The organism is Undibacterium sp. 14-3-2 (assembly GCF_016595265.1).
Lineage (GTDB): Bacteria > Pseudomonadota > Gammaproteobacteria > Burkholderiales > Burkholderiaceae_D > Undibacterium > Undibacterium aquatile.
In genome coordinates this window covers 67,472-91,714 of record NZ_JAENGS010000007.1, presented here as the reverse complement: position 1 = coordinate 91,714, position 24,243 = coordinate 67,472, and the positions used below count along the sequence as shown (strand labels likewise).

Sequence of the window (24,243 nt, the reverse complement as noted above, 5' to 3'; positions counted from 1 at the left end):
AAAATGGTCAGCGTCGTCGAAAAAAATATACAGCGCGAGCTGCAACTGTTGCTGATGAAGAATCTCGGCAGCTCGACCTTACCCGGTATTCTGGTTGCGCTGATCCTGTATCTGACGCTGAAAAATCATAGCAATGAACTTAGTCTGGCAATATGGCTGATCGCGGTCAGTGCGTCGAAACTGTTTGACGTGTATGACGCAAAACGCATCATCCGCCGTGGAATTCACCTCGATCAGACGGCTGCACTGAAAATACGGCTGATGCTGCTGCACGCAATGGATGGTGCGATATGGGGTTCATTAGCCTGGCTGAGCCTGTCTACTTCCACCAATGCTGGAAGCGTGCTGATATTAGCGGTGCTGGCAGGCATTGCTGCTAATTCGATGTCGATCTTGTCACCGGTATTACCGGTGTTTGTTGTATTCGTTGTGTGTGAACTTGGCTCTATCGTTTATGCGGTCATCTCCCTCAACGATCCTGCCTATTGGGCTATCGGCATTGCCGTCGCACTGTATGTCGTGACGCTGATGGGTCAGGCATATAATTCTTCGCGTACGGTGCGCAACTCCATACAATTGCGTTTCGACAATCTGGATCTGATTCAACAACTGAGTGCTGCGTCGGAAAAAGCAGCGAAGGCGCTCGCCGCCGCTGAGCGGGCGAATGCAGAAAAATCGCAGTTTCTGGCAGCCGCGAGTCATGATCTGAGGCAGCCCATCCATGCGCAGGGTTTATTTCTGGAAGTATTGCAGACGACAAATTTATCGCAACATCAACGTGAGCTGGTCAACAGCATCAGCTCAGCAACCAACGCTACTACCGAGATGCTGCACACCTTGCTCGACTACTCACGCATTGAGGCTGGTGTGGTTGAGCCGCAAGCGCGAGCATTCCGTTTGCAAACATTGCTCAGCAAAATAGAGAATGAACTGGCACCGCAGGCAAACACCAAAGGGCTGCTCTACCGCAGTCCCGAAACTCATGCAGTTGTTCATTCCGATCCTGCATTAATTGAGTTAATTCTCAGAAACCTTGTCTCAAATGCGATCCGTTACACGCATCACGGCGGCGTGCTGATCCTGTGCAGAAAACATCAATCGCGACTGAATCTGGAAGTGTGGGACAGCGGCATCGGCATAGCCTCCTCGCAATTTGAGAATATTTTCAGTGAATTTCAGCAACTGGGAAATAGCGAACGCGACCGGCAGAAAGGCCTGGGGCTGGGACTCGCAATCGTCAGAAAAATGGTGGATTTGCTTGGACTTGAATTGCAACTGGCATCTCGCCCGGGGCGCGGCAGCGTATTCAAATTAAGTCTGCCGCTGACACAGCTTGCCGTGCTGGACGATGACATCAGTACGGCGCCACTAAGGATACCGCAATTGTACGCCCGGGTGTTAGTCGTCGATGATGATGCGATCGTGCGTCAGGCAATGGCACAGGTATTGGCAGAATGGGGATGTCACTGCGATCTCGCTGAATCGCAAGAAGAGAGTCTCGTACTCGCCCGCCGTCACCCGCCAGACCTGATTATCAGCGATTACCGCCTGCGCGATCACTGTAAAGGAACCGATGTAATTCAGGCGATACGCAGTGTTTGCAAAACAGAGATACCAGCGATTCTGGTGACCGGAGATACTGCGCCGATACGCTTACGCGAAGCTGCAGCGACCGGCCTGCCATTAATGCACAAGCCGGTATCGCCATTACTGCTGTATAAAGAACTGTCATTACTCCTGCCAACAAGTCAGGAGCAATAACTTTAATTCGCCTTGTTATATCTTCACAATGGGCTATCAGCAAAACCATGCTCAGGCGATCGGGACATCACGACCGGGCGCAAGCCACAAAGAGGTGATTCACTGCTGACTGGTAGACTGCCACTCCATAAGTAAACGCGACGACACCATAAGAGTTCGCATAGCTGGGATCGATGTCTGACGTCCACATATTGCCCGCAGTTGAAGGCCAGCCATGTGTACCCTTCACGCCAAAGTTATCAAGCGAGACCAGTTCAGCGGACGTTGGCAAACGCCAGCCGCCTAAACCACCAAATGTCGTATTCGTGCAATAGGTCGTGCCATCCGCCCAAGTATAGGCGCCATTAATATTAAACGTCGGCGGCGTCCAGATCACGCCGTTGCGAGCAAAGATATCACTGCTGATCGAATTAATATGCCCTACAAAGGCAGTCACCATAAACGTATTGTTACCGACGTATTGCAGCAATACAGAGTCGCCTAAAGCACCGGACAAGCCTCCGCCCGTCACCGCACCTGTACCTGCCATATTCTGAATAATGGTCTGATTGAAATTGGGGATCAGCGTCCAGGCTGCTAAACCTATAACCTGCACCTGGTCACCGATGGCGGGAGCCGTTGGCAGCATGACGGCGACGCCGGTACTGCCGTTATTGGTGATATATCCACTATTGGTCGCTGCCTGCACACTCGCATCCGTTGTAGTCACCCAATTGAGGCGACCTGAAGGACCAGCAGGCCCTGTCGGGCCGGTTGGGCCGGTTGGGCCGGTTGGTCCTGTTGGCCCGGTCGGCCCTGTAGATCCGGTAGCACCTGTCGCACCGTTGCAGATGTAAGTGGTCGATGTTACCTCGCCCGCAGCAAGATTGCCGTCACGATTAACATCCGGACCGGAAGTTATTTTGCTGCCGCCGTTGGTACAATTGGCTCCGGCAGGCTCAGTAACCGTCGTCACTAATGTCGTTAAACCATCGCTACCGGTTGCGCCAGTCGCCCCCGTGGCCCCTGTTGCCCCTGTTGCTCCGTTACATACATAAGCCGTCGTGGTGACTTCCGATAACTGCAATATACCGTCGTTATTCAGATCGAGGCCAGACTGTATCTGATTACCGTTAGCGGGACAGATGTTGGCGGCAACACCGGCAACGATTTTGACTAATGTAGTTGATCCATTTGTGCCATCAGTACCATTAGTACCGTTGGTGCCATTGGTGCCATTGGTGCCATTGGTGCCATTCTTACCGTTAGTACCATCGCTGCCAGAGAGGCCGTTGCAGATATAAGAAACCGAAGTCACTTCTGTGCTGTCGAGAAGGCCATTGCCATTGGTATCCGCTCCGGAACTGATTTTGGAACCACCGCTGGGGCAATTATTTCCGACTGGCTCGACCGTAGTAGCGATCAGGGCATTAACTCCGTTGAGGCCATTTTTACCATTCGTACCGTTGGTGCCATTGGTGCCGTTGGTACCGTTTGTTCCATTAACGCCGTTGCAAACAAATTGCGTATTACTGACTTCGCTCTGATCCAAAACGCCGTTTCCGTTGATATCAACCCCGGATTGAACAGTGATGCCACCGCTGGCGCAGGCAGTTACTGGCGCAGAATTTACAGTGGCGAATGCGACAACATTTTTTGCGATCACCTGTGGGGTCGCTGGCGTCACCGACGTAGCATCGGTAGCAACACCATTGCTACCGCCGCCGCAAGCAGTCAGGAACATTGCGGCGAATACGGTTACCAGTAATTTTTTATCGATATGAATATAAGATCGGATGATCAACTGCATTCTCCCTGTATGTGTCTAGCCCGCCAATGAGGCAATTGCAACCGCTGAGAGAATTTTTTGATCCAGATAGAAATCAAGTACTTCGCAACTCACCAACATGACGAACTGTAAATAGCGAGATGATAAAGTGTTAAATACATCGGTCATATAGTCTGTTCAGACTAACTGGCTCTATATGACTCTATCGATGAGCAATGGCGAAATCAATGAAGACTAAAAAGCGAACAATTTGCTTGACCGAGTTTTACCGGATCACCTGATTTCTACATAGTGCAACTCGCAATAAATAAACGGTCTCAAAAACTATCTGGCACACCTTCATATCAATTGCACCTGCAACTGTGTCTGCTGGAGTATTGAAGTATTAACAAAATACATCTTACATGCCCCACTTCCTTGGCATTCATTGTGCGTTTTTACGTTATGCCCCTCTGCCTGCATCTGTCAGCGAGGCGCGCAACGACATGAGTAAGAACACCCATGCACTGAAACAATCGTCACTCTCTTAATTTTGTTAGAAGAAAATTAAATAAAGTTAGTACTTTTTTTACTATGTTATGCAACAATGCTTTTAATCCAACTTATTGAACTACCGATTGGTTTTATTGTGGCAATTTATTCAGATTTATTTTCTTACCTCATTTAGTACGTCTTATTGATGAAAAGACGCGTCACCGTTCCCAATATGCTGGACTCACGAATGAATCAAGCTGGTTGATTGACTGTGTTCTGAACTATTTCGTTAGATTAGTTTTGGAGAAGTTATGAATATCAAGAATACGAAAGTGACAATACGTTCAAGTATCGGTGTCTACCTTGATTTCATGTTCATACGGCCAATTCTTGTTCTGGTTGTGAGTTACCTCAACCAGATTCCTCGGCCCAAAAAGCAAATCCTCCCATACAAACATCTAGAGCGACGCTTACCAAGGACCGCAGGTCTTACCTTGAATGAGAGCAGGCACGCAGAGTCACTAAAAAATCAACTCATCCGTTATCTTTGCTCGACACAGCAGCAAGCCCCCCCCTTTTCAGAACAAATCAAAGATCAATTTCAATTACCTAAGCGTTTCATCGCGAAATGCACTGAATTGACGTAAAAAATTAATGATTCGTCAGCGGCAATAATCAATCGCACTTCATCTTAGAATTCGCCAATTTTTTATTCATCCTTTTTCTGCAAAAGGAGTACGCAATGAAAGTCCATCCTGAAAGTCAGATTGAAAAATTAAGTCCCGACGCCAAGCGTGATGCAAGAAACAGTTTTGGTCGCTTTGTTGAGCGCCCACAACCACATGCCATTGATGTGACATGGCACTCTAGCGTTGTCTGCGCAAATGAAAGAGCAGATTTATTGCAACAACATCCTGCAACGATATGGCTCACGGGATTAAGCGGAGCTGGTAAGTCGACGATTGCCTATACTTTAGAAAAACTTCTATTGGATCGGGGGCATTGTGGATTTGTTGTCGATGGCGATAACTTGCGCCATCACCTCAATAGTGACCTGGGTTTTTCTCCCGAGGATAGAAGAGAAAATATTCGACGGGCAGCCGAGGTAGCACATCTTTTAAATGAAGCGGGATTAATCGTCATCACAGCATTTATATCGCCTTTGATCGCGGACCGGATGATGGCAGCAGACATTATCGGTCCGCATCGATTTGTCGAAGTCTACGTAAATACATCGACTGAGGTATGCGAGCGGAGGGACACTAAAGGCTTATACGCGAAAGCGCGTAAAGGTGAAATTTTAGAATTCACCGGCATTTCGGCTCCGTATGAAATGCCACAAAATCCCCGCATCGAAATTAAAACAGAACTGCAGACAGTAGATGAGATAGCGGAAATTCTGTACCAGTATCTCGTCGCCCACCATTTTACTTGCTGAGGCAATGATGTCCCTGCCCCCAGTTAGAGCTCAGATTTCATTTGACGTATTTAACGGCGACGCTGACGGCATTTGTGCCTTGCATCAGCTTAGACTCGATACACCAAGAGATGCAATTTTAGTGACAGGCGTAAAAAGGGATATCCAATTACTTGAGCAAGTACAAGCCCAATCGGGGGATCTGATAACGGTGCTGGATATTTCAATAGATGCCAACATTGTGGCGTTGAAGCGTCATTTGGAGGCCGGTGCAAAGATTGTCTATTTTGATCATCACACTGCGCATCACTCCATACAACATCCTAATCTGACTTTTTTTTGGAATGATAGTAGCGACGTATGTTCCAGCTTGTTGGTCAACAAGCACCTGTCAGGAAAATACATCGCGTGGGCGATCGTTGCGGCATTTGGCGACAACTTATTTGATGTCGGTCGCGCTTTAGCGAAAGAACACGGGTTTAGTGAAGTGCAAATGCAAAACATGTGCGAATTGGGTTCGCTGCTTAACTACAATGCTTATGGCGAAGACGTTCGCGATTTGCACATTCACCCCGCGGTACTTTATCAGGATGTTCATACCTACAATGAGGTCGATGATTTTATTCATTGTTCACAATCTTTCCCCAAGCTTCAATCCGCATACGCTGAAGACAGTGTTTTTTCTCAGCAAATACGTCCCACATATACGGGCAAGCTAGCCTCCATCTATGTCTTGCCTGATGAACCTTGGGCAAGAAGAGTATCAGGGTTATTTGCAAATCAATTGAAAACGCAGGCAAAAGACCAGTCCTTTGCAGTATTAACACCAAAATTTACAGATGGTTATGTGGTAAGCGTGCGCTCAGCTCAACCTGAAAAGCAACCTGCCAGCGGCTTATGCGTGCAATTTCCCACGGGTGGCGGGCGCTCATTAGCAGCGGGCATCAACCATCTTAAAGGCAATGATTTTGAGAATTTCAGAAAAGAATTTTTCGCTTATTTTGAGCCTCATCAAAACTTCGAATAACTGCATTTTGCTCAGAGTTTGAGCTAGCAATAAAACGGCATTTTGTTGGTTTTAATTAACTCTTTTCAGGAGAATGAGATGACTGTCAGAGACGAAATTCAAGAAAATACAACGAGCGACCATGACACGAAACGACCAAGGCCCGTTCTGATGATTCCATTGCGTCGCTGTGGCAGTCATGCATTACGCTTAAGACTGAACAACAGCCCGGAATTTTATTCACCGTACCCATTGCACATTGTTGATTTTATGCCTTTAGTTCCACTTTATGGCGATTTGGAAAACGATGAAAATTATTTTCGTTTAGTCGTCGATCTGATCGGTTTGCAGTCCGCCAGCATGGTCAAATGGCGGGATATTGTTTTTGATCCAGTCGATATTTTTGAATCAATACGATATCAAACACGCAGTGTCCATCGGATACTATGGGAGCTACTTTTACGGGCTGGAGAACAACATCACGCAACAGTTGTAATGGATAAATCATTAGACAGTGTGCAATATGCCAAAGAGCTAATGGTGCTATTTCCAAACATGCTGTTTCTGAATGTAGTACGAGATCCACGTGCGCAAGTTGCCTCTATGAATCGTGCCATTATTCACGATTACGACTCGACACTGAATGCCATGGCTTGGGCAAATGCTCACAGACTAGCCAGAGAAATCATTACTCTGTATCCGGAGAGAACTCTCACCATACGTTATGAAGACTTTTTATTGAATCAAGAAGCGGTATTGCGGAGAATATGTCAATTCTTTGAGATAAAGTTTATTCCTGCAATGTTAGATGTTGAGCACTCGAATGAGGCGCAACAGATAGCGCAATTATCCGCATTATGGGAAAGCAATTGCTTCCCACCGTTATTAGCCAATAAAGACAAGTTTAAACAGCAATTAAGCTTGGATGAAATAGAGGTCATTGAAACTGTATGCAAAGACTATATGCACTTATATTCCTATGAATTGATGACCCCTGCCTGTGCGGAGTTGAACAACGACGACTTAATGAAAGCAAAAGAGGAGTCAGGCAAGAAACGTGAACTTGCCTGGGTGACGTTAAAAAACAATAACTTCAAAGATTATGTTTTGAGACGTTTTCGCGCTGACTATTTGCAGAACCTTAGCCAGCGGCTTTCTGCCCAGGCATGACCAAAAACTTGCGCGTGGGGGGATAAAGGGCACAAGGAAATGTTCATTCAATGCGCGCTTGCTCTATATTCCTCTCGCCATTTAATTCACCGTCAGGTGCATACGATGTCAATGACCTTTTTGCCCATTAATCACGCATATTTAATGCGGTAGAAAATCAGCGCATAGGCAAACGATGGCGTTTGGAAAATCAGAAGATAAAGACACGCAGCGAAGGCATTGACAGCTGGAAATTTGAGTGTCCGAGCCTCAACAGAGCCCATAAAACTCAGAGAATGTCGGCCATTAAGACTTGTCAACCAGAAAAAGAAAAAGCCCTTGAAACTCAAGGGCTTTTTCAGTGTTGCTGGCGGAGACGGTGAGATTCGAACTCACGACCCAGGTTACCCCAGATGCTTCCTTAGCAGGGAAGTGCCTTCGGCCACTCGGCCACGTCTCCACACTTTCACAACCAAGTCTTACAACTTAGCTGCAATCGAGACCAAGATCATATCTGCTGAACTGCTTTTGGTCAACTACTCAGAGAAACAAAAACAGCTTTTTTGCAAACTTAATAATCAAGCGCTTTCCAGACCAAAAGCTTTGTGCAGCGAGCGCACTGCCAACTCCATATATTTCTCGTCAATTAGTACTGAAATTTTGATTTCAGATGTCGAGATCATCAGGATATTGATGCCCTCTTCAGACAAGGTACGGAACATTTGCGATGCGATACCAACGTGGCTGCGCATGCCGACACCGACCACAGACACTTTAGAAACTTTCGTATCGCCAACGATGCTTGCCGCACCGATGTGTGCCTTCACGCTACCTTCGAGAACCGCCATCGCTTTGGTGTATTCACCGCGTGGTACGGTAAACGTGAAATCGGTTTTACCTTCAACGGACTGATTCTGGATAATCATATCCACTTCGATATTCGCATCAGCGACCGGGCCCAGAATCTGATAAGCAATTCCTGGCTTATCAGGCACGCCTAACACAGTGATTTTTGCTTCATCACGACTGAACGCGATGCCAGTGATGGTGGCTTGTTCCATATTTGTATCTTCCTCAAACGAAATCAGAGTGCCGGAATTCGCTTCTTCTTCCAGCGGCATTAACGGGTCAGTCAGTGACGATAAAACGCGGGTAGGCATGCGGTAGTTACCGGCAAATTCGACCGAGCGGATTTGCAGTACTTTGGAACCCAGCGATGCCATTTCCAGCATTTCTTCAAATGTCACGGTGTTCAGGCGGCGCGCGTCGGAAACCACACGTGGATCAGTCGTATAGACGCCATCAACGTCGGTATAAATCAGACATTCCTGCGCCTTCAATGCAGCGGCAATCGCAACAGCTGATGTATCAGAGCCACCACGGCCCAGTGTCGTGATATTGCCCTTCTCGTCCACGCCCTGAAAACCGGTGATGACGACAATTTTCCCGGCATCCAGATCGGCTTTGACTTTGGCATCATCAATCGATTCGATACGCGCTTTGGTGTAAGCGGAATCGGTCTTGATCGGGACTTGCCAGCCAGCGTAAGACACGGCTTGTTTGCCAATGGCCTGCAGTGCCATGGAGAGCAAACCGACTGACACTTGTTCGCCGGTCGAGGCAATCATGTCAAGTTCACGTGGATCAGGTTGCGCCATAATTTCTTTAGCGAGACCAATGATGCGATTGGTTTCGCCGGACATTGCTGATGGCACCACGACTATCTGGTGACCGGCATCATGCCATTTGGCGACGCGCTTGGCGACGTTCTTGATGCGTTCAGTGGAACCCATCGAAGTCCCGCCGTATTTGTGGACGATTAAAGCCATAGATATATAAGACTGAAGGAGTAAAAAATGAGGTAAATCAACCCCTTACTGTACATGCTGCTCTGCAAAATAACAAGGAGCGATGCGGCATGAATGCTGAAGAATACGCGGCAATCACGATATTTCCGACAAATTTTCTCTTGTTTGAAGAAAAAAATTCACCAGAAAACCGAATAATGACTATGTGCCTGCGTTTTACAGGCAATTCGGAAAACCTTCATCGAAATATCCCGAAATTGGCATTTTCAGGGGAGTATGCGTCAATTTTGCCCTAACCTCAGCATGAAATATGGGTGTTTATATATACTCCCCGGAGTATATACAGGTAAAAAAATCACCTTTAACAGCACTGTGACACTGATCAGACGAAAAGGAAGCAACATTACTTTTTCGCATATCAATATAAGCAATCGATAGTAGAAAAAAGTGATCTCACCACACCATCTGCGGCAGCGCGGCAGAAACATCGGCGTCCCACTGCCCTCGCCTGTTTCACGTATTATTCTTTGCTCCCTGAAAACAGCTGATGCCAGCCTTCTATGCCGAGTTTCTGCATGGTTTCGATGTTTTTTTCATAGATCGTTTCCGCTTCCGGAAAAGACTCGACTGCACGGTCTATGCTTTCTTCGCGCAATAAATGCAAAGTTTGGAATGGTGCGCGGTTGGTGTAATTCTCGATGTCATCAATGCTGGTGTCAGCAAACTGATAATCAGGATGGAAATTTGCAATTTGCAGGATGCCATCGAGCTCCAGCTCTTCCAACAATCCATCGGCCACATCGAGAAAATCATTAAAATCGAGAAAGTCCTTCAGCACGTAAGGATGGATTAACAAAATGGTGTCGATTTTTTCCGGATTCGCTTCTGCCAGCACTTCCAGCTCACGCTGCAATTCTTCGAGCAAAACTTCCGGTGTCGTCGCGTCGCTGACGACATAACGAATTTGCTTTTTGACGTGCACAGCCTTTGCAAACGGACATAAATTCAGACCAATCACTGCCTTTTCCAACCATTCGGTGGTTTGCGCGATGATGTCGTCGTGTGAAAGAGAGTTTGCTTGTGACATAGGAAATTGGGTTCGTCTAAAAGAGTGCAAGGATAGCATGCGACCAGAGACCAACCTCTGAGCACCGACAAAAATTGGCGTAAAAAAGGCCCGGAAAAATTCCGGGCCGCTGACTCGATTTGCTACTATGCGCTGCCGTCAGGCAAGGATTCGTCGCATTATCTGCTGCATATTCAGTTGAATATTAAGGTTCATATTCAACCGCATATCAGCGATTACAGGCAGATTAAATTTCTTCGTACAAAGGCAGTGTCAGGAATTCTGCAAAATCTTCAGAAGTCGACATTTCTTCAAAAATCTGCGCTGCACGGTCGTAAGTTGCACCGTTGCCAGCCACTTCTTTTACCTTCGCCAATTCTTCAGGAATCATCGCGCGGACCATATCAGCAGTCACTTTGCGACCATCTTCCAGATTACCCTTGGCTGAACGTATCCATTGCCAGACCTGGGAACGGCTGATCTCTGCCGTTGCGGCATCTTCCATCAGATTGTGAATCGGTACGCAACCATTACCTGCCAGCCATGCGCCGAGGTAATGAATACCAACGTTGATGTTGTAACGCAGACCGGCTTCTGTAATCGGCGTTTCAGGCTGGAAGTTCAGCAAATCTTTTGCCGTCACTTCGATATCCGGACGCTGCTTGGATATCTGATTTGGTGCGTCGCCCAACACTTTTTTGAACTCAGCCATCGCCAGATCTACCAAGCCAGGATGCGCAACCCAGCCGCCATCGTAGCCGTCAGTCGCATCGCGTGCTTTGTCGTTGCGAACGCCGCCCATCGCGATGTCATTTTTCTCTGGATCGTTTTTGATCGGGATCAGTGCTGCCATACCGCCAATCGCCGGTGCATTACGCTTGTGGCAGGTTTTCAGCAGCAACAAAGCGTACGAGCGCATGAATGGCGCAGTCATCGTGACTTTCGCGCGATCTGCGAGGCAGAAATCTTTGTCGTTCTTGAATTTTTTGATGCAAGAGAAAATGTAATCCCAGCGGCCGGCATTCAGACCGGAGCTGTGTTCACGCAATTCGTACAGGATTTCATCCATCTCAAATGCAGCGACGATGGTTTCGATCAGGACTGTCGCTTTGATCGTGCCTTGTGGGATGCCGATTTCATTTTGTGCCATGACAAAAATATCGTTCCACAGGCGCGCTTCCAGATGCGATTCCATTTTCGGCAGGTAGAAATAAGGACCAGCGCCGCGTGCCAATTGTTCTTTGGCGTTATGGAACAGGAACAGCGCGAAGTCAAAGATACCGCCGGAAATACGCTTACCGTCGACCAGTACATGCTTTTCATCCAGATGCCAACCACGTGGACGAACAACCAGCGTCGCAATCTTGTCATTCAGTTTGTAAGACTTGCCATTTTGTTCCAGGCTGATGGTGCGGCGAACAGCGTCGCGCATATTGATCTGACCAGTGATCTGGTTATCCCAGTTCGGTGTATTGGAATCTTCAAAGTCAGTCATGTAACTATCAGCGCCAGAGTTAAACGCATTGATGACCATTTTGCGTTCAACTGGACCAGTAATTTCTACCCGGCGGCATTCGAGTGCTTTAGGAATAGGGGCGATCTTCCAGTCGCCTTCGCGGATATGCTTGGTTTCCGGCAAAAAGTCCGGTGTCTCGCCAGCATCCAGGCGCTTTGCGCGCTCTACGCGTGCGGCGAGTAATTCCTGACGGCGTGGCTCAAACGCACGGCTCATTTTGGCAACCAGCGCCAGCGCTTCTGGCGTCAGAATCTGTTCAAAACCTGGTTTGATTTCACCAGTAATCTGCATACCTGCAGGTAAGTTCAGTTGTGTCATGCTGCTCTCCTAGAAAATAAAACAAAAATTATTACTGCATTTGTTCAATAAAACTGGCTACATCCCTGAGTGAACGCCCTGTTCCATGCGGCGTCACGCCTAACTCTTCAAGGGGTGCATCATGGCGATTCACCCAGAATGTTGTATAACCAAACCACGTCGCACAGCACACATCCCAGGCATTCCCCGAGACAAATAAAATATTCTTTGCAGGCAATCCGAATACATCCGGCCCGAGCTGATATGCCTCCGGCGCTGTCTTGTACTTCCTCACTGAATCAACAGACAATAAGTGGCTGAAAATACCTTGCATACCAGCAGCATCAACTGCGGCCTGCAGCATGTGTGTGGTTCCGTTCGACAAAATCGACAATTTCATTCCGCTTGCACGCAACTGCTGTAATACCTCAAGATTTTCGGGAAACGTATCAAGCCGCGCATACTGCCCCATCAGCGCGTTTTGCGCGTCCAGCGTCAAATCTAACTGTAATTTCTTGCATGTGAAAATCAAGGCATCCTGAGTCACTTCCCAGAACGGCTTATACATGCTGCACATCGTGCGTAATTGCGTGTATTCGATCTGTTTGCTGCGCCATAATTGCGCCAAAGCCTCACCCTTACCGGGAAACAGCTTGTCACCTGACTGACTGATGGAGTACACATCAAACAAGGTACCGTAGGCATCAAAGGCAATCGCACTGATAGACATGTCACTCCTCAAACAGGCAATAAATGCACTATGCATTTCTGATGAGTACAGTATATTCAATAAAAACCAACATAAATATACAGTTTTATCACTTTATCTTTTACTTTAAGTTAAAAATAGATGCACAATAATTCTTGTATGCTGACCACCTCCCAATCTTCACCCGGCGAGCAACTATGGATCAATTCAAACAAATCTCAACTTTTGCAGAAGTTGCCAGCCGTGGCAGCCTCTCTGCTGCTGCGCGTGCCGAAGGTGTTGCACCGGCCATGATCAGCAGAAGACTGGATGCCTTAGAAGAACGCCTGGGCGTAAAGTTACTACAACGCACAACCAGAAAGATCGCCTTAACCAATGAGGGTGCATCGTTTCTGGAGGATTGCCAACGCATACTCACCGACCTCGAAGCAGCGGAATCATCGGTATCGGAACGCAATGCGCACGCCAGCGGGCTGCTGACCGTATCGGCTCCGGCAGGTTTTGGCCGCCAGCATGTAGCACCGCTAATTCCCTCTTTTCTGAGTGAGCATCAGGATTTAAAACTGACACTGAGCCTGAATGATCGCGTGGTCGATCTGATCGGTGAAGGCGTGGATGTTGCGATCCGCATTGCGTCACTCACCGACTCGAATCTGATCGGCGTTAAACTCGCCGACAACAAACGGGTCGTCGTTGCCTCGCCTGATTACCTTAAACGTCATGGTGCGCCGCGTAGCATTGATGAATTAAGCAGTCACAACTGCCTCGCATTCAGCGCCGATGGCAGCCAGCGCGGCTGGACCTTCAGGCAAAATGGTAAAAACATGACGGTGAAAGTTGAAGGCAACATGGTTTGCAATGATGGTGAAGTCTTGCATGACTGGGCGGTTTCCGGCAAAGGACTGGCTTGGCGATCCATGTGGGAAGTCGGCGCAGAGATTGAATCAGGCCAGTTGATCACTGTACTCGATGAGTACACAGCGCCTGGAAATGATATTTATGCGATATTTGCGCAACGACGCCATCTACCTTTGCGGATCAGAGCATTCGTCGATTTTCTAAGGCAGGCATACAACAAGCCCGATTACTGGAAGAAATTCTGAGCAAAAAAAAGCGTAAAAAAACGGGCGCTTCAAGCGCCCGTTTTTTTCATCGTTCAATGCAGATTAAAACTCTTCCCAATCATCTTCTTTCGCTTGCTTACTGACTTTCTGCGAATTAGAAGCTGCCGGAATTGCAGCGACTTTGGCAACTTTTGCGACTGGAGCAGATGCCGGGGCGGGCTTTACAACTGGACGGGATGCGACCGGAGCAGCAGACCTGTGTGGCGTACCGGCCGTATTTTCCTGCAGTTTAAAAATACCAACGGCCTGATTCAGATTATTTGCCTGTTCACGCATGCTACCCGCTGCAGCTGCTGCTTCTTCAACCAGAGCCGCATTTTGCTGAGTGGCCTCATCCATTTTTGTAATTGCCTGATTTACCTGTTGAATACCATCGCGTTGCTCTGCGCTGGCCGCAGTAATTTCAGCCATAATATCGGCAACACTTTGAATAGAAGATACGATTTCATCCATCGTCTTACCTGCATCATCCACCAGGCGTGTGCCGGCTTCAACCTTATCAACCGAATCTGCAATCAGTGTTTTAATTTCTTTCGCAGCACCAGCGGAACGTTGTGCCAGATTACGCACCTCAGTTGCCACCACCGCGAAACCTCGCCCTTGCTCGCCGGCACGAGCCGCTTCGACCGCAGCATTCAGCGCCAGAATATTGGTCTGGAAGGCAATCCCATCAATAACACCAATAATATCGACGATTTTTTTCGAGCTATCTTTGATCGATGACATCGTATGCACGACGTCCCCCACAACTTGTCCGCCACGGGTCGCCACCTGTGAGGCAGCGACTGCCAGTGTATTTGCCTGGCGCGCATTGTCAGCATTCTGCTGCACCGTGGATGTCAGCTCTTCCATTGACGATGCGGTTTCTTCGAGGCTCGCGGCCTGTTGCTCGGTACGGGAAGATAAATCCATATTGCCAGTAGCGATTTCATCCGCAGACAAGGCAATCGAGCTACTGCCCTGACGCACTACAGTCACCGTCTGAATCAGGCTTTGACGCATATTTTCCAGGCCAGCTAACAACTGCCCCATTTCATCCTTCGAATCAGGCTTGATCTGATGTGACAAATCGCCATTACCAATAGCATCAAACTGCTTGAGCGTAAAACGTAACGGGTGGGAAATCGCGCGCAACAAAAGATATGCCGAAATGAATACGCCAACCAGACCAGCCATTACACCGATAACATCCACCCAAACAAATATCGTGAACTCTTTTTCACTCTGCGCCAGCAGTGACTCGGATGAACCAAATTGATACTCCGCCAATTTCGTCACATCATCCGAATACGCTGTAAACAATTTTGGTACGTTTGCGACGTTCAGCTTATCAGCATCTTCTGTGTTACCTGCTTTCAATGCCGCCAGCAAAGGCAGATAAGCATTTTTGAGAAACTGGTCGCGCGTCAACGCCGCCGTATCGGCAATTTTTTTCTCTTCGGCGTCTTGCGGCAAACTCTGATATTTGCTCCACGCTTCATCTGATTTCTTTAAAAACTCTTCGGCACGCGCTACTGTGGCGGCGAGCGTAGCACTATCAGGATGAGCAATCGCCCGATCCACAACAACCCGCGATCTTAACAAATGATCTCTTGCCTCACTCAACGCCTGAACCGAAGGGAGCTGATTCGTAAATAACTCCTTGATTACGGTATTACTATTATGCACACCATAGATACCCATCAATCCGCCTATGGTCAGCATAATTGCCATCACTCCCATAGTACCAATGAGCCGCAATCGAATCGTTAAATTGAACATTATTTAATTTCCTTTTTTATGCCCGAATAGGTTCAAAGAAGAATACAAAAATTGAGAGGAAATGTGTTGATTGAAGACAACATTTTCTTTTGTCGGTAATCGAAGTATAAAGTCCTTATCGCAGTTTAGCGACTGACTTTTTTTAAAAAAGACAAAAAAAATCCCCGACGAATCGGGGACTTTTACAACAAGGCTTATAAAGCCATTTAACGTCTGAATTACAGAGGTTGAATGTTAGAAGCTTGTTTGCCTTTAGGGCCTGTCGTTACTTCGAAAGAAACGCGTTGGTTTTCTTTCAAAGATTTGAAGCCGGAGGATACGATTGCAGAGAAGTGAGCAAACAAATCTTCACCACCTTCGTCTGGAGTAATGAAACCAAAACCTTTAGAATCATTGAACCATTTAACAATACCTGTTGCCATTACTATTTCCTATTTCAGTTAATGTGGGCATGTGCCCGGTAAATCGTTTCAACCAAGTAAGAAATGACAGACTGATACTGCACTACCACTTTGAATCTCAACGACTATCTGATTATACGCACAATTTTTGAGAGAAAGTAAAATAAAAATGTGATTAACGAGAATTATCCTCATTTTTGGTCTTTTTTCGCCACTATGAGGCATACGCCACCGCCTTTTCCTACACAGCAACAGCAAAAAACTAAAACATCATCACGGCACAGAAAAATAACGGGCGAGTCCGGAAAGAGTCAACGATCAAAATGGCCGCAACATCCGTTTATTCTGCATCAAAATCTGAAGCGCATGCACTCAGTCTTCCCGAACATGGCAGCGAAAAATGGAAACGACTGGCCTCTTTGCAATCTTACCAATCGCTGCAATAATGCTTTTCCATTTTTTTAATCAAAAGTGCCGTCAACATGAGACAAAAGAAACCTATAACAATCCAAAGCAACGGCCATTATCAACGCTTGTTTTCAGCATCGTTTTTTTTAATTTGCTTATGCACAGCGTCCGTCAATGCCCATGCGACGCCGTGGTTACGTTGCGTGGTGGGCTACGCAGGTAGCACACAACTCATCGAAACAGGAGTAACCAACGATCCCTACTCCGTTGAGTCGGTCGATATCAATGGACGTTTTAAATTTAAAGCAGTGATGAACGGTAGTGCCAGCACCATCAATTACATCAAACTATATGCGTTTTTCCAAACAAGGTCTGCCGACGTTCCGATTCATCAGGCAACTTACTACCCGCCATTTCAGTTAAGTAAACAAGAAACGCCATTCACGCCGAAGAATTCTATTTATGCAGGTGATGTCGAACGCGAATTGCAATATCAATGCACGCTGGAAGATAAACAACCATGATATTCCACCTCTCAACTGTAAAAAAAATCCTCGCGGCATCCCTTACACTGACCGCCCTGCTGCAACAAGCGCATGCGAACGATAAAAATAATAGTGTCAGTATTCTCTTTGCGGGCGATATCGTTCTTGATGGCATACCGGGAAAAATGATCGCTGAGGGAAAGGATCCGCTGGCACCATTTTCCGACATATTCAAAACAACGGACATCAGGGTTGCCAACCTTGAGTGTGTCGTTGCTACATCTGGTCGGGCAGCAGATAAGAATTTCACCTTCCGTGCAGCACCAAAAACACTCGCTACCTTGCGCCGGCATTTTGATGCGGTCTCGATTGCCAATAACCATTCCGGCGATTTTGGCCGCGAAGCGTTCGCCGAGATGCTCAACCATCTGAATCAATATCAAGTGAAATACTTCGGTGGCGGACGTCACCTGCACGAAGCACACGCACCTTTGCTGATAGAAAAAAATGGCCTGAAAATCGCGCTTCTGGGATACAACGAATTCATGCCGCGCAGCTTTGAAGCGACTGCCAGCGAAGCCGGTGTTGCCTGGAGCGAAGATGAACAGGTGGTTGCAGACATCCGGAAAGCGCGCACCGAATCCAGCGCCGATCTGGTTATCCCATTTATGCACTGGGGCTGGGAAAATGACAAGCATTCGACTGCGCGCCAACGGCAACTGGCCCATCTGATGATAGATGCAGGCGCTGACGCTGTTATCGGCGGACATCCACACGTTATTCAGGAAACCGAACAATACAAAGGCAAACCGATTATTTACAGCCTTGGTAATTTCGTTATCGACGAATTAGACAATGAGCCACAGACTCGCGGCTGGATAACCAGGCTGGAGCTCAACAAATCCGGTGTCAAGGCCTGGGATACGCGGCTGGCAAAAATCAATCCGGACGGCGTCCCCATTCCTGTACCAGAAGCGACAACACCTTGCTGGCAGCAGGGAGATGCGAGCATCAAACTTTGCAGCAATGCCAAAACCGATTTCATCTCCACTACAAAACCTTAACGGCACCTGGAACATCAAGAGTGACATCACTTTCGGCGAGGGCAACGCATGGAAGTATCCATCCTTCTGATTTTTCTTCGGTGCTCAAACCCGGCCACTCTATTCGATAAGAAACGGAACCTTGCAGCAGCTTACACATACAGGTCCGACAGGTTCCGTTTCGACATGAATTAGGCAAACGCACCCCAGACAACAAGGCAGCCTCCAGCAAGCTTTCGCCAGGTCCGGCAGCACATTGCCAGCCTGATGGTTGCACGTTGATTTGCCTGCTTTTGACATCATCCATATTCACCTCGCGCACCACAACATAAAAAAACCGCAGGATCAATAACGATCTGCGGCTTTGTATGGCAAAACGAACTTGCCCGCTGAGTCTTAGACGACGGTTTGCAAACGCATAGCCACACCCATATCGCCCGCCACTTTCAGTTTACCCATCATAAAGCCATTCATAGGATTTAACTGTCCGGTCAGCAATGCGGCTAAATCAGCCAATGCAATCGTGATCGTGCAGGAGGCTTCTTTGTTTTCATTGGAGACAGTGTTTGGGGGTGCGACTGCATCAACGAAAACGACGCCATCGGCACCGCAGTCGAATTTCAAAGTAGCGTTCAGTCCGCTGTTATCACCAACTTTAGAACGTATCGTTTCTGTGCAAGCTTGCAAATCCATGTCTGCTCCTTTTATTGAAATGACCCGCAATGTAGCATAGGAAAGAATCGGGAAACAATGGAGGATCAATACTAGAATAGCAGCCTGTCACTTAAGGATGCAACTAAGCAACCAGTAGTGTTCATTTCTGTAAATACGAATATCCCGAACAGCCGGTGCAAATTTTTTCCGCAACGCGCTGTCAGTCGGAAAGTTTTTTACTATCTCAACCCGGCTACCGTCTTCCTGCGTGCGGAGTTGATAGGTATTTCCCTCAGCATCAGTACGCGCAATCGGCGTACTGCTACCCTCGACATAAATATTGTCTATCAATACCAGCAAACTACCCTTACCTGCCCCCTGACTCAACTTTGCCAGTAAATCAGTCTGCTGTTCGCGCTTAATGTGCGACCATAAAAAACCGGCAAAACACGCAGTGTATGCACCTGCTTTGGCTTCTGGCAAATCGAACACATCTGCAATACCGAAATGAACTTTATCGGAAGGGTAACTCTTAGTCTGCGCAATATCCAGCATCACCTGATTCACGTCGGTCGCATATACAGACTCAGCATATGGCGCATATTTTTCTGTCCAATAACCGGTACCGCAAGCCGCTTCGATTACTTTATGGTTTTTCAATAAGTCAGCAATGCGTTGCTGCATATCCAGCAAATCCTGCTGACGTTCAGGACGCTGGTAAATCTGCTCAAGAGTGTTGGCGCGCTGAGCATAATAATCACGCATGGTGTTTTCAATCATACTTATTTCTAATCTAGTCAAATTTTTTAACAACTCATCCCGCTCCACGGACTTCACTTCAGACCATCCGGGGACCGAAAGTCTCGGTGCGAGAATCACAAATCGTAATTATCTTTATTGCCTTGCAAAACGCTATCGACCATCTTGCGTGTCAGAGTCGGATTCAGTAATTCAATAAAGGTGTAAATATAGCTGCGCAAATAAGCGCCCTGCTTGATCGCGACCCGGGACACATTCATACCAAACAAGTGGCCAACAGGGATTGCACGCAGATGCTTATCGCGCTCGGCATCAAAAGCCATACCGGCAATAATACCGATGCCCATACCTAATTCAACATAGGTCTTAATCACATCGGCATCGATCGCCTCCAGCAATACATCGGGTTTCAAATCCCGCAACTGAAATGCGTGATCAATTTTGCTGCGTCCCGCGAAAGCCGAGTCATAAGTCACCAGCGGATAGTGTGCTATCTCTTCCAGCGTCACATTCTTTAGCTTTAACAAAGAATGCTCGGGCGGCACGATCACCACGTGCTCCCACTGATAGCAAGGCAAAGAGATTAAGCCATCAAAACCAGAGATAGACTCTGTTGCGATGACGAGATCGGCCTGATCGCGCATGACCATCTCAGCAATTTGCTTGGGATTCCCCTGCAACAAAGACAAACGCACCTTTGGATACTTTTGCATAAACGCCTGCACCACCTTGGGTAAGGCATAACGTGCCTGGGTATGCGTTGTGGCGATGGTAAAGCTGCCGCTGTCCTGCGCTGCGTATTCCTTGCCTATGCGCTTGAGACCATCGATCTCTTGCATGATCAGCTCTACCGATTTCAACACCGCCCGACCGGGCTCAGTCAAACCACGTATCCGCTTGCCATGGCGGGTAAATATATCAACCCCCAACTCTTCTTCCAACTCGATAATTGCCTTTGAAACACCTGGTTGCGAAGTAAATAAAGCTTTCGCCGCCTCAGTCAGATTAAAATTCTGCCTGACGGCTTCTCGTACAAAACGTAATTGATGTAAGTTCATGGGGAGCGCTAAATAGTTGGCTTATGCTTTTAAATTTAAAAAAGCTAAGTTGATATACTTCCAGCAGTATATAGAGACCAAGACAAGAATTCCATGCTCAATCGACTTTCATTTTGTTGGAAACTGCTTTTTATCAGTTTACTTTCGTGGGCAAACCTCATTTTAAGTATGCATGATGCACGCGCAGAAAGCACTACCGTGCAGCATCTGCAAACCAAAGCACCTAAAATATGCCTGGTATTATCCGGTGGCGGTGCCCGTGGTTTTGCGCATATCGGCGTGTTAAAACAACTGGAAGCAATGCATATTCCCATAGACTGCATTGCAGGAACCAGCATGGGTGCGGTTGTCGGCGGTCTGTATGCGGCAGGCCTGCCTGCCACAGAAATAGAAAAAAGACTGGCAAGCCTGAAACTCAATGATATCGCGCTCGACCGGGTTGATCGCCGCCTTCTGCCACAGTCAGTCCGCGAAGAAGACGAGCAATATCCACTCGGCGCCACCCTGGGGCTGAGTGCGAATGGTGTCAAGTTGCCTGCAGGTGTTGTGCAAGCCAGCCAGTTTCAGGAGCTGTTGCAAAACTGGACCGCCCACCTGCCACCCGATATCAACTTTGATAACCTGCCAATTCCATTCAGAGCTGTTGCAACTGACCTCGAAACTGGAAAAATGATCGTCTTCAACAAAGGCTCATTGCACAAAGCGGTGCGTGCCAGCATGGCCGCGCCCGGCGTTTTTGCACCGATAGAAATAGACGGGAAATTATTATCCGACGGTGGCCTGGTTCGCAACCTGCCAGTTGATATTGCACGAGATATGGGTGCAGATATCATCATTGCGGTGAATATCGGCACACCATTAATGCCAAGAGATCAGCTGCAAACCTTGTTCAATGTCAGCCAGCAGATGGTGAATATCCTGACCGAACAAAATGTGAACGTGCAAAAAGGCCTGCTCCGCCCGGAAGACGTTCTGATTGAACCTCAGTTGGGTAATATCGGCTTCATGGATTTTGATCGTTCAAAAGAAGCCACAGCCATCGGAGAGAAAGCAACTCAGAATATCGCCGCCAAACTTGTCGCATTACAGTTGCCAGATCATCTGCACACAGCAACCCAGCAACTGCGTTTGAATCCGCAACTCCCCCCGCTACGCATAGGCTTTGTTGACATTGAAACCAACGGTGCGATCCCTGAGAGCGACATCCGGCGTCAGTTATCGATTAAAGTCGGCACAATGTACGACGCTGAAGAAATCAATCGCAAACTCGCCATTCTGAACAATGCGCGTGAATTTGACAGTATCAACCACGAACTCGTTCAGCGTGGTGACGAATATGGCATACGCATCAACGCAACGGGACGAAACTGGGGGCCACACTTCCTGCGTTTCGGCCTGAGCCTCTCCAGCGGCTTTGAAGGTGCTGGCGGATACAGACTGCAAGTAGGCCATCGTCGCCCTTGGCTGACCGCAGGTGGACTTGAATGGCGAAACGATATCGAATTCGGCAACATGATCAACTTGCGCACAGAATTGCGTCAGCCTCTTTTTGAACGTGAGGGCATGTATGTCTCCCCCTATCTTGCCTACAACGAAAATACGCTGAACTACTATAAAGACAATGTCAGACTCGCAGAATACACTTTGCGATCGGAAAAGGCTGGCGTTGATCTCGCCTTCCGTATCGGCGAACAAAGCGTTCTAGGCGAAGCCCGGGTCGGCGTGAATTTTAATAGTTACAGCGTTCGTCCTAAGCTCGGCGGCTTACTTATCAATAATCTGGATGGTAGTCAGTCAAATGGCAGCCTGCCCAGCGCCGACTTACAGCAGGTAGGCATCAAAACCAGCGTCATCATCGATCAACTCAGCGACCCCAGTTTTCCACGTGAAGGCTACAAATTCGACAGTAGCCTGTTTGTTGGTTTAAACAGTCCGAAGAAAACTTACCAGGAACTGAACCTGAATGCGATATGGGCCAAGAGCATCAACAACCATAGCGTCAATCTGAAGCTAAGTGCCGCTGGCTTATTTCAGAACGATGCGCAAATCCGGGGAATAGGTTCTATGCTCGGCGGTTTTCAAAAGCTTTCCGCATACCAGCCTGATCAGTTTAGCGGCAACTACATGTTGTATGGGAGCGCCACTTATTTATTACGTGCTGTAAATTTTGAAATGGCGGGACAAAGCCTGTTCCTCGGCACATCATTAGAAGCTGGCAATACCTGGAACACCAGCAAAGAAATAACAGCTGCCTCTTTTCGTAAAAGCATGAGTCTGTTTGCCGGATTTAACAGCTTTATCGGCCCTATCTACCTCGGCTTTGCTTTCGGGCAGAATGGCGCAAGAAATATTTTCTTTCAGCTGGGCAGGCAATAATGAAAAACAGCGATGCTAGACGGCATCGCTGTTTTTTTGTTCGAGAAAGTGTATTAGCAAGTTTACTGTCCACGCAGCTCTTACTCAATAAACACGCGGTATATCAGACTCCGTCCGCCTCAACAACACTTTGATCAATCGCACCAAAAATTGATTTTCCATTCTTATCCAGCATTTCGATTTTAATGCTGTCGCCATATTGCATGAATGGCGTCAGGGGCTCACCGGTTGCGATCATCTCCAGTGCACGTTTTTCAGCGATGCAGCTATATCCCTTAGCCGCATCCTTATTCGATACAGTTCCCGAACCGACAATTGAACCGGCTCGCACATTCCGTGTTTTACACAAATGGGTAATCAATTGCGGGAAAGAAAACACCATATCCACGCCTGCATTAGGCTGCCCGACAAGATTGCCGTTCCAGCTGGATCTCAGCGGCAGATGGACTTTCCCATCCTTCCACGCGTCACCCAATTCATCAGGCGTTACCGCTACCGGAGAAAAACTGGTCGCGGGTTTAGACTGCAAAAAACCGAATCCTTTTGCCAGTTCAGCCGGAATCAGATTCCGCAGCGAGACGTCGTTCACCAGCATCAGTAAGCGTATCGCTTCCCCTGCATGCTGCACTTTCACTCCCATTGGTACGTCGCCAGTGATGACCGCGATTTCACTTTCAAAATCAATTCCCCATTCCGCTGAGCGCGTAACGATGTCGTCGCAAGGCCCGATAAAATCATCACTGCCGCCCTGATACATCAAAGGATCATGCCAAAAACTATCCGGCATTTCAGCATTTCGGGCTTTGCGCACCAGCTCAACGTGATTCACATACGATGAGCCATCCGCCCATTGAAAAGCGCGTGGCAACGGCGCCATACAATTCTGCGGCTCAAACTCAAAACTATTCACCGCTCTGCCAGCGTTTAATCTGTCATACAACTCACCGAGTTGGGGAGCAATGAAATTCCAATCGTCCAGCGCACGCTGCAATGTTGACGCAATACCGTCCGCAATACAGGCTGTTTTCAAATCCCTGGCCACGACCACTAATTGCCCGTCACGCGATCCATCTTTAAGAGTAGCAAGCTTCATCAACATTCCTGAGGTAATTCGGTTAAGCCTGATTTTACCTGAAGAAGTTTCAGAGAAATAAGTCAGCACGGCGATGACAATAAATTGCTCGGAACAAAGGAGCTTGCTGA

Annotated in this window: 20 protein-coding genes and 1 tRNA gene; 8 read left to right on the top strand and 13 right to left on the bottom strand. The window is 47.7% G+C overall.

Features of this window, described 5'->3' with window-relative positions; translation table 11 throughout:
* The first annotated feature begins 3 nt into the window (after window positions 1-3).
* Window positions 4-1,761 (top strand): hybrid sensor histidine kinase/response regulator, encoded by a 1,758-nt coding sequence (locus Undi14_RS15375; protein ID WP_200181360.1) that lies wholly within the window; start codon window positions 4-6, stop codon window positions 1,759-1,761.
* 67 nt (window positions 1,762-1,828) lie between these two features.
* On the opposite strand, the gene Undi14_RS18480 is transcribed toward Undi14_RS15375, so the two are convergent.
* A complete protein-coding gene (locus Undi14_RS18480; protein WP_200181358.1) occupies window positions 1,829-3,544 on the bottom strand; it encodes a DUF1566 domain-containing protein in 1,716 nt (571 codons plus the stop codon).
* Window positions 3,545-4,745: 1,201 nt separating this feature from the next.
* Here Undi14_RS18480 and cysC point away from each other — a divergent pair.
* The 3 genes from cysC to Undi14_RS15355 all read left to right on the top strand — a co-directional run bounded on the left by cysC (window position 4,746) and on the right by Undi14_RS15355 (window position 7,596).
* Window positions 4,746-5,441 (top strand): adenylyl-sulfate kinase, encoded by a 696-nt coding sequence (gene cysC / locus Undi14_RS15365; RefSeq protein ID WP_200181356.1) that lies wholly within the window; start codon window positions 4,746-4,748, stop codon window positions 5,439-5,441.
* Window positions 5,442-5,445: 4 nt separating this feature from the next.
* Complete coding sequence (locus Undi14_RS15360; protein WP_200181354.1) at window positions 5,446-6,447, top strand: DHH family phosphoesterase; 1,002 nt, start codon at window positions 5,446-5,448, stop codon at window positions 6,445-6,447.
* A 78-nt stretch (window positions 6,448-6,525) separates the two neighbouring features.
* Window positions 6,526-7,596: a sulfotransferase gene (locus Undi14_RS15355; RefSeq protein ID WP_200181352.1), complete on the top strand. Its 1,071-nt coding sequence runs from the start codon at window positions 6,526-6,528 to the stop codon at window positions 7,594-7,596.
* 347 nt (window positions 7,597-7,943) lie between these two features.
* On the opposite strand, the gene Undi14_RS15350 is transcribed toward Undi14_RS15355, so the two are convergent.
* The 5 genes from Undi14_RS15350 to Undi14_RS15325 form a co-directional block, all read right to left on the bottom strand.
* Window positions 7,944-8,035 (bottom strand) — tRNA-Ser (locus tag Undi14_RS15350).
* A gap of 118 nt (window positions 8,036-8,153) precedes the next feature.
* A complete protein-coding gene (locus tag Undi14_RS15345) occupies window positions 8,154-9,404 on the bottom strand; it encodes an aspartate kinase (RefSeq protein ID WP_200181350.1) in 1,251 nt (416 codons plus the stop codon).
* Between the two features lie 499 nt (window positions 9,405-9,903).
* Window positions 9,904-10,470 (bottom strand): DUF1415 domain-containing protein, encoded by a 567-nt coding sequence (locus Undi14_RS15335; protein WP_200181347.1) that lies wholly within the window; start codon window positions 10,468-10,470, stop codon window positions 9,904-9,906.
* A 226-nt stretch (window positions 10,471-10,696) separates the two neighbouring features.
* On the bottom strand, window positions 10,697-12,283 hold the full coding sequence (gene aceB, locus Undi14_RS15330; protein ID WP_200181346.1) for a malate synthase A: 1,587 nt from the start codon (window positions 12,281-12,283) through the stop codon (window positions 10,697-10,699).
* Between the two features lie 31 nt (window positions 12,284-12,314).
* Window positions 12,315-12,992 carry a haloacid dehalogenase type II gene (locus Undi14_RS15325; RefSeq protein ID WP_200181345.1) on the bottom strand — a complete coding sequence of 226 codons (678 nt, stop codon included), beginning with the start codon at window positions 12,990-12,992 and terminating at the stop codon, window positions 12,315-12,317.
* 176 nt (window positions 12,993-13,168) lie between these two features.
* Between Undi14_RS15325 and Undi14_RS15320 the strand changes: the two genes are divergently transcribed.
* Entirely contained in the window at window positions 13,169-14,074 is a 906-nt protein-coding gene (locus Undi14_RS15320) for a LysR family transcriptional regulator (RefSeq protein ID WP_190478689.1), read from the top strand.
* A 63-nt stretch (window positions 14,075-14,137) separates the two neighbouring features.
* Here the strand turns inward: Undi14_RS15320 and Undi14_RS18415 are convergent, their stop codons facing one another.
* Entirely contained in the window at window positions 14,138-15,856 is a 1,719-nt protein-coding gene (locus tag Undi14_RS18415; protein WP_200181344.1) for a methyl-accepting chemotaxis protein, read from the bottom strand.
* A 218-nt stretch (window positions 15,857-16,074) separates the two neighbouring features.
* Window positions 16,075-16,278, bottom strand: coding sequence for a cold-shock protein (locus Undi14_RS15310; RefSeq protein ID WP_162021796.1), 204 nt, complete (start codon window positions 16,276-16,278; stop codon window positions 16,075-16,077).
* 461 nt (window positions 16,279-16,739) lie between these two features.
* On the opposite strand from Undi14_RS15310, the gene Undi14_RS15305 reads away from it, so the two are divergent.
* Both Undi14_RS15305 and Undi14_RS15300 read left to right on the top strand, forming a co-directional pair.
* Window positions 16,740-17,189, top strand: a complete 450-nt coding sequence (locus Undi14_RS15305) for a hypothetical protein (protein WP_234030635.1) — start codon at window positions 16,740-16,742, stop codon at window positions 17,187-17,189.
* Window positions 17,186-18,214 (top strand): CapA family protein, encoded by a 1,029-nt coding sequence (locus Undi14_RS15300; RefSeq protein WP_200181343.1) that lies wholly within the window; start codon window positions 17,186-17,188, stop codon window positions 18,212-18,214. The genes Undi14_RS15305 and Undi14_RS15300 overlap by 4 nt, the downstream gene beginning before the upstream one ends.
* Here the strand turns inward: Undi14_RS15300 and Undi14_RS15295 are convergent.
* The 4 genes from Undi14_RS15295 to Undi14_RS15280 form a co-directional block, all read right to left on the bottom strand.
* Window positions 18,201-18,500: a 2Fe-2S iron-sulfur cluster-binding protein gene (locus Undi14_RS15295; RefSeq protein WP_200181342.1), complete on the bottom strand. Its 300-nt coding sequence runs from the start codon at window positions 18,498-18,500 to the stop codon at window positions 18,201-18,203. The genes Undi14_RS15300 and Undi14_RS15295 overlap by 14 nt on opposite strands.
* Window positions 18,501-18,589: 89 nt before the next feature.
* Window positions 18,590-18,886, bottom strand: a complete 297-nt coding sequence (locus Undi14_RS15290) for an SCP2 sterol-binding domain-containing protein (RefSeq protein ID WP_200181341.1) — start codon at window positions 18,884-18,886, stop codon at window positions 18,590-18,592.
* Window positions 18,887-18,973: 87 nt separating this feature from the next.
* Window positions 18,974-19,627, bottom strand: coding sequence for a class I SAM-dependent methyltransferase (locus Undi14_RS15285; RefSeq protein ID WP_200181339.1), 654 nt, complete (start codon window positions 19,625-19,627; stop codon window positions 18,974-18,976).
* Between the two features lie 95 nt (window positions 19,628-19,722).
* Window positions 19,723-20,664 carry a CysB family HTH-type transcriptional regulator gene (locus Undi14_RS15280; protein ID WP_200181337.1) on the bottom strand — a complete coding sequence of 314 codons (942 nt, stop codon included), beginning with the start codon at window positions 20,662-20,664 and terminating at the stop codon, window positions 19,723-19,725.
* Window positions 20,665-20,832: 168 nt separating this feature from the next.
* Here Undi14_RS15280 and Undi14_RS15275 point away from each other — a divergent pair, with 168 nt between their 5' ends.
* Entirely contained in the window at window positions 20,833-23,040 is a 2,208-nt protein-coding gene (locus Undi14_RS15275; RefSeq protein WP_200181334.1) for a patatin-like phospholipase family protein, read from the top strand.
* Between the two features lie 103 nt (window positions 23,041-23,143).
* On the opposite strand, the gene Undi14_RS15270 is transcribed toward Undi14_RS15275, so the two are convergent.
* On the bottom strand, window positions 23,144-24,133 hold the full coding sequence (locus Undi14_RS15270) for a fumarylacetoacetate hydrolase family protein (protein ID WP_200181332.1): 990 nt from the start codon (window positions 24,131-24,133) through the stop codon (window positions 23,144-23,146).
* Between the last annotated feature and the right edge of the window lie 110 nt (window positions 24,134-24,243).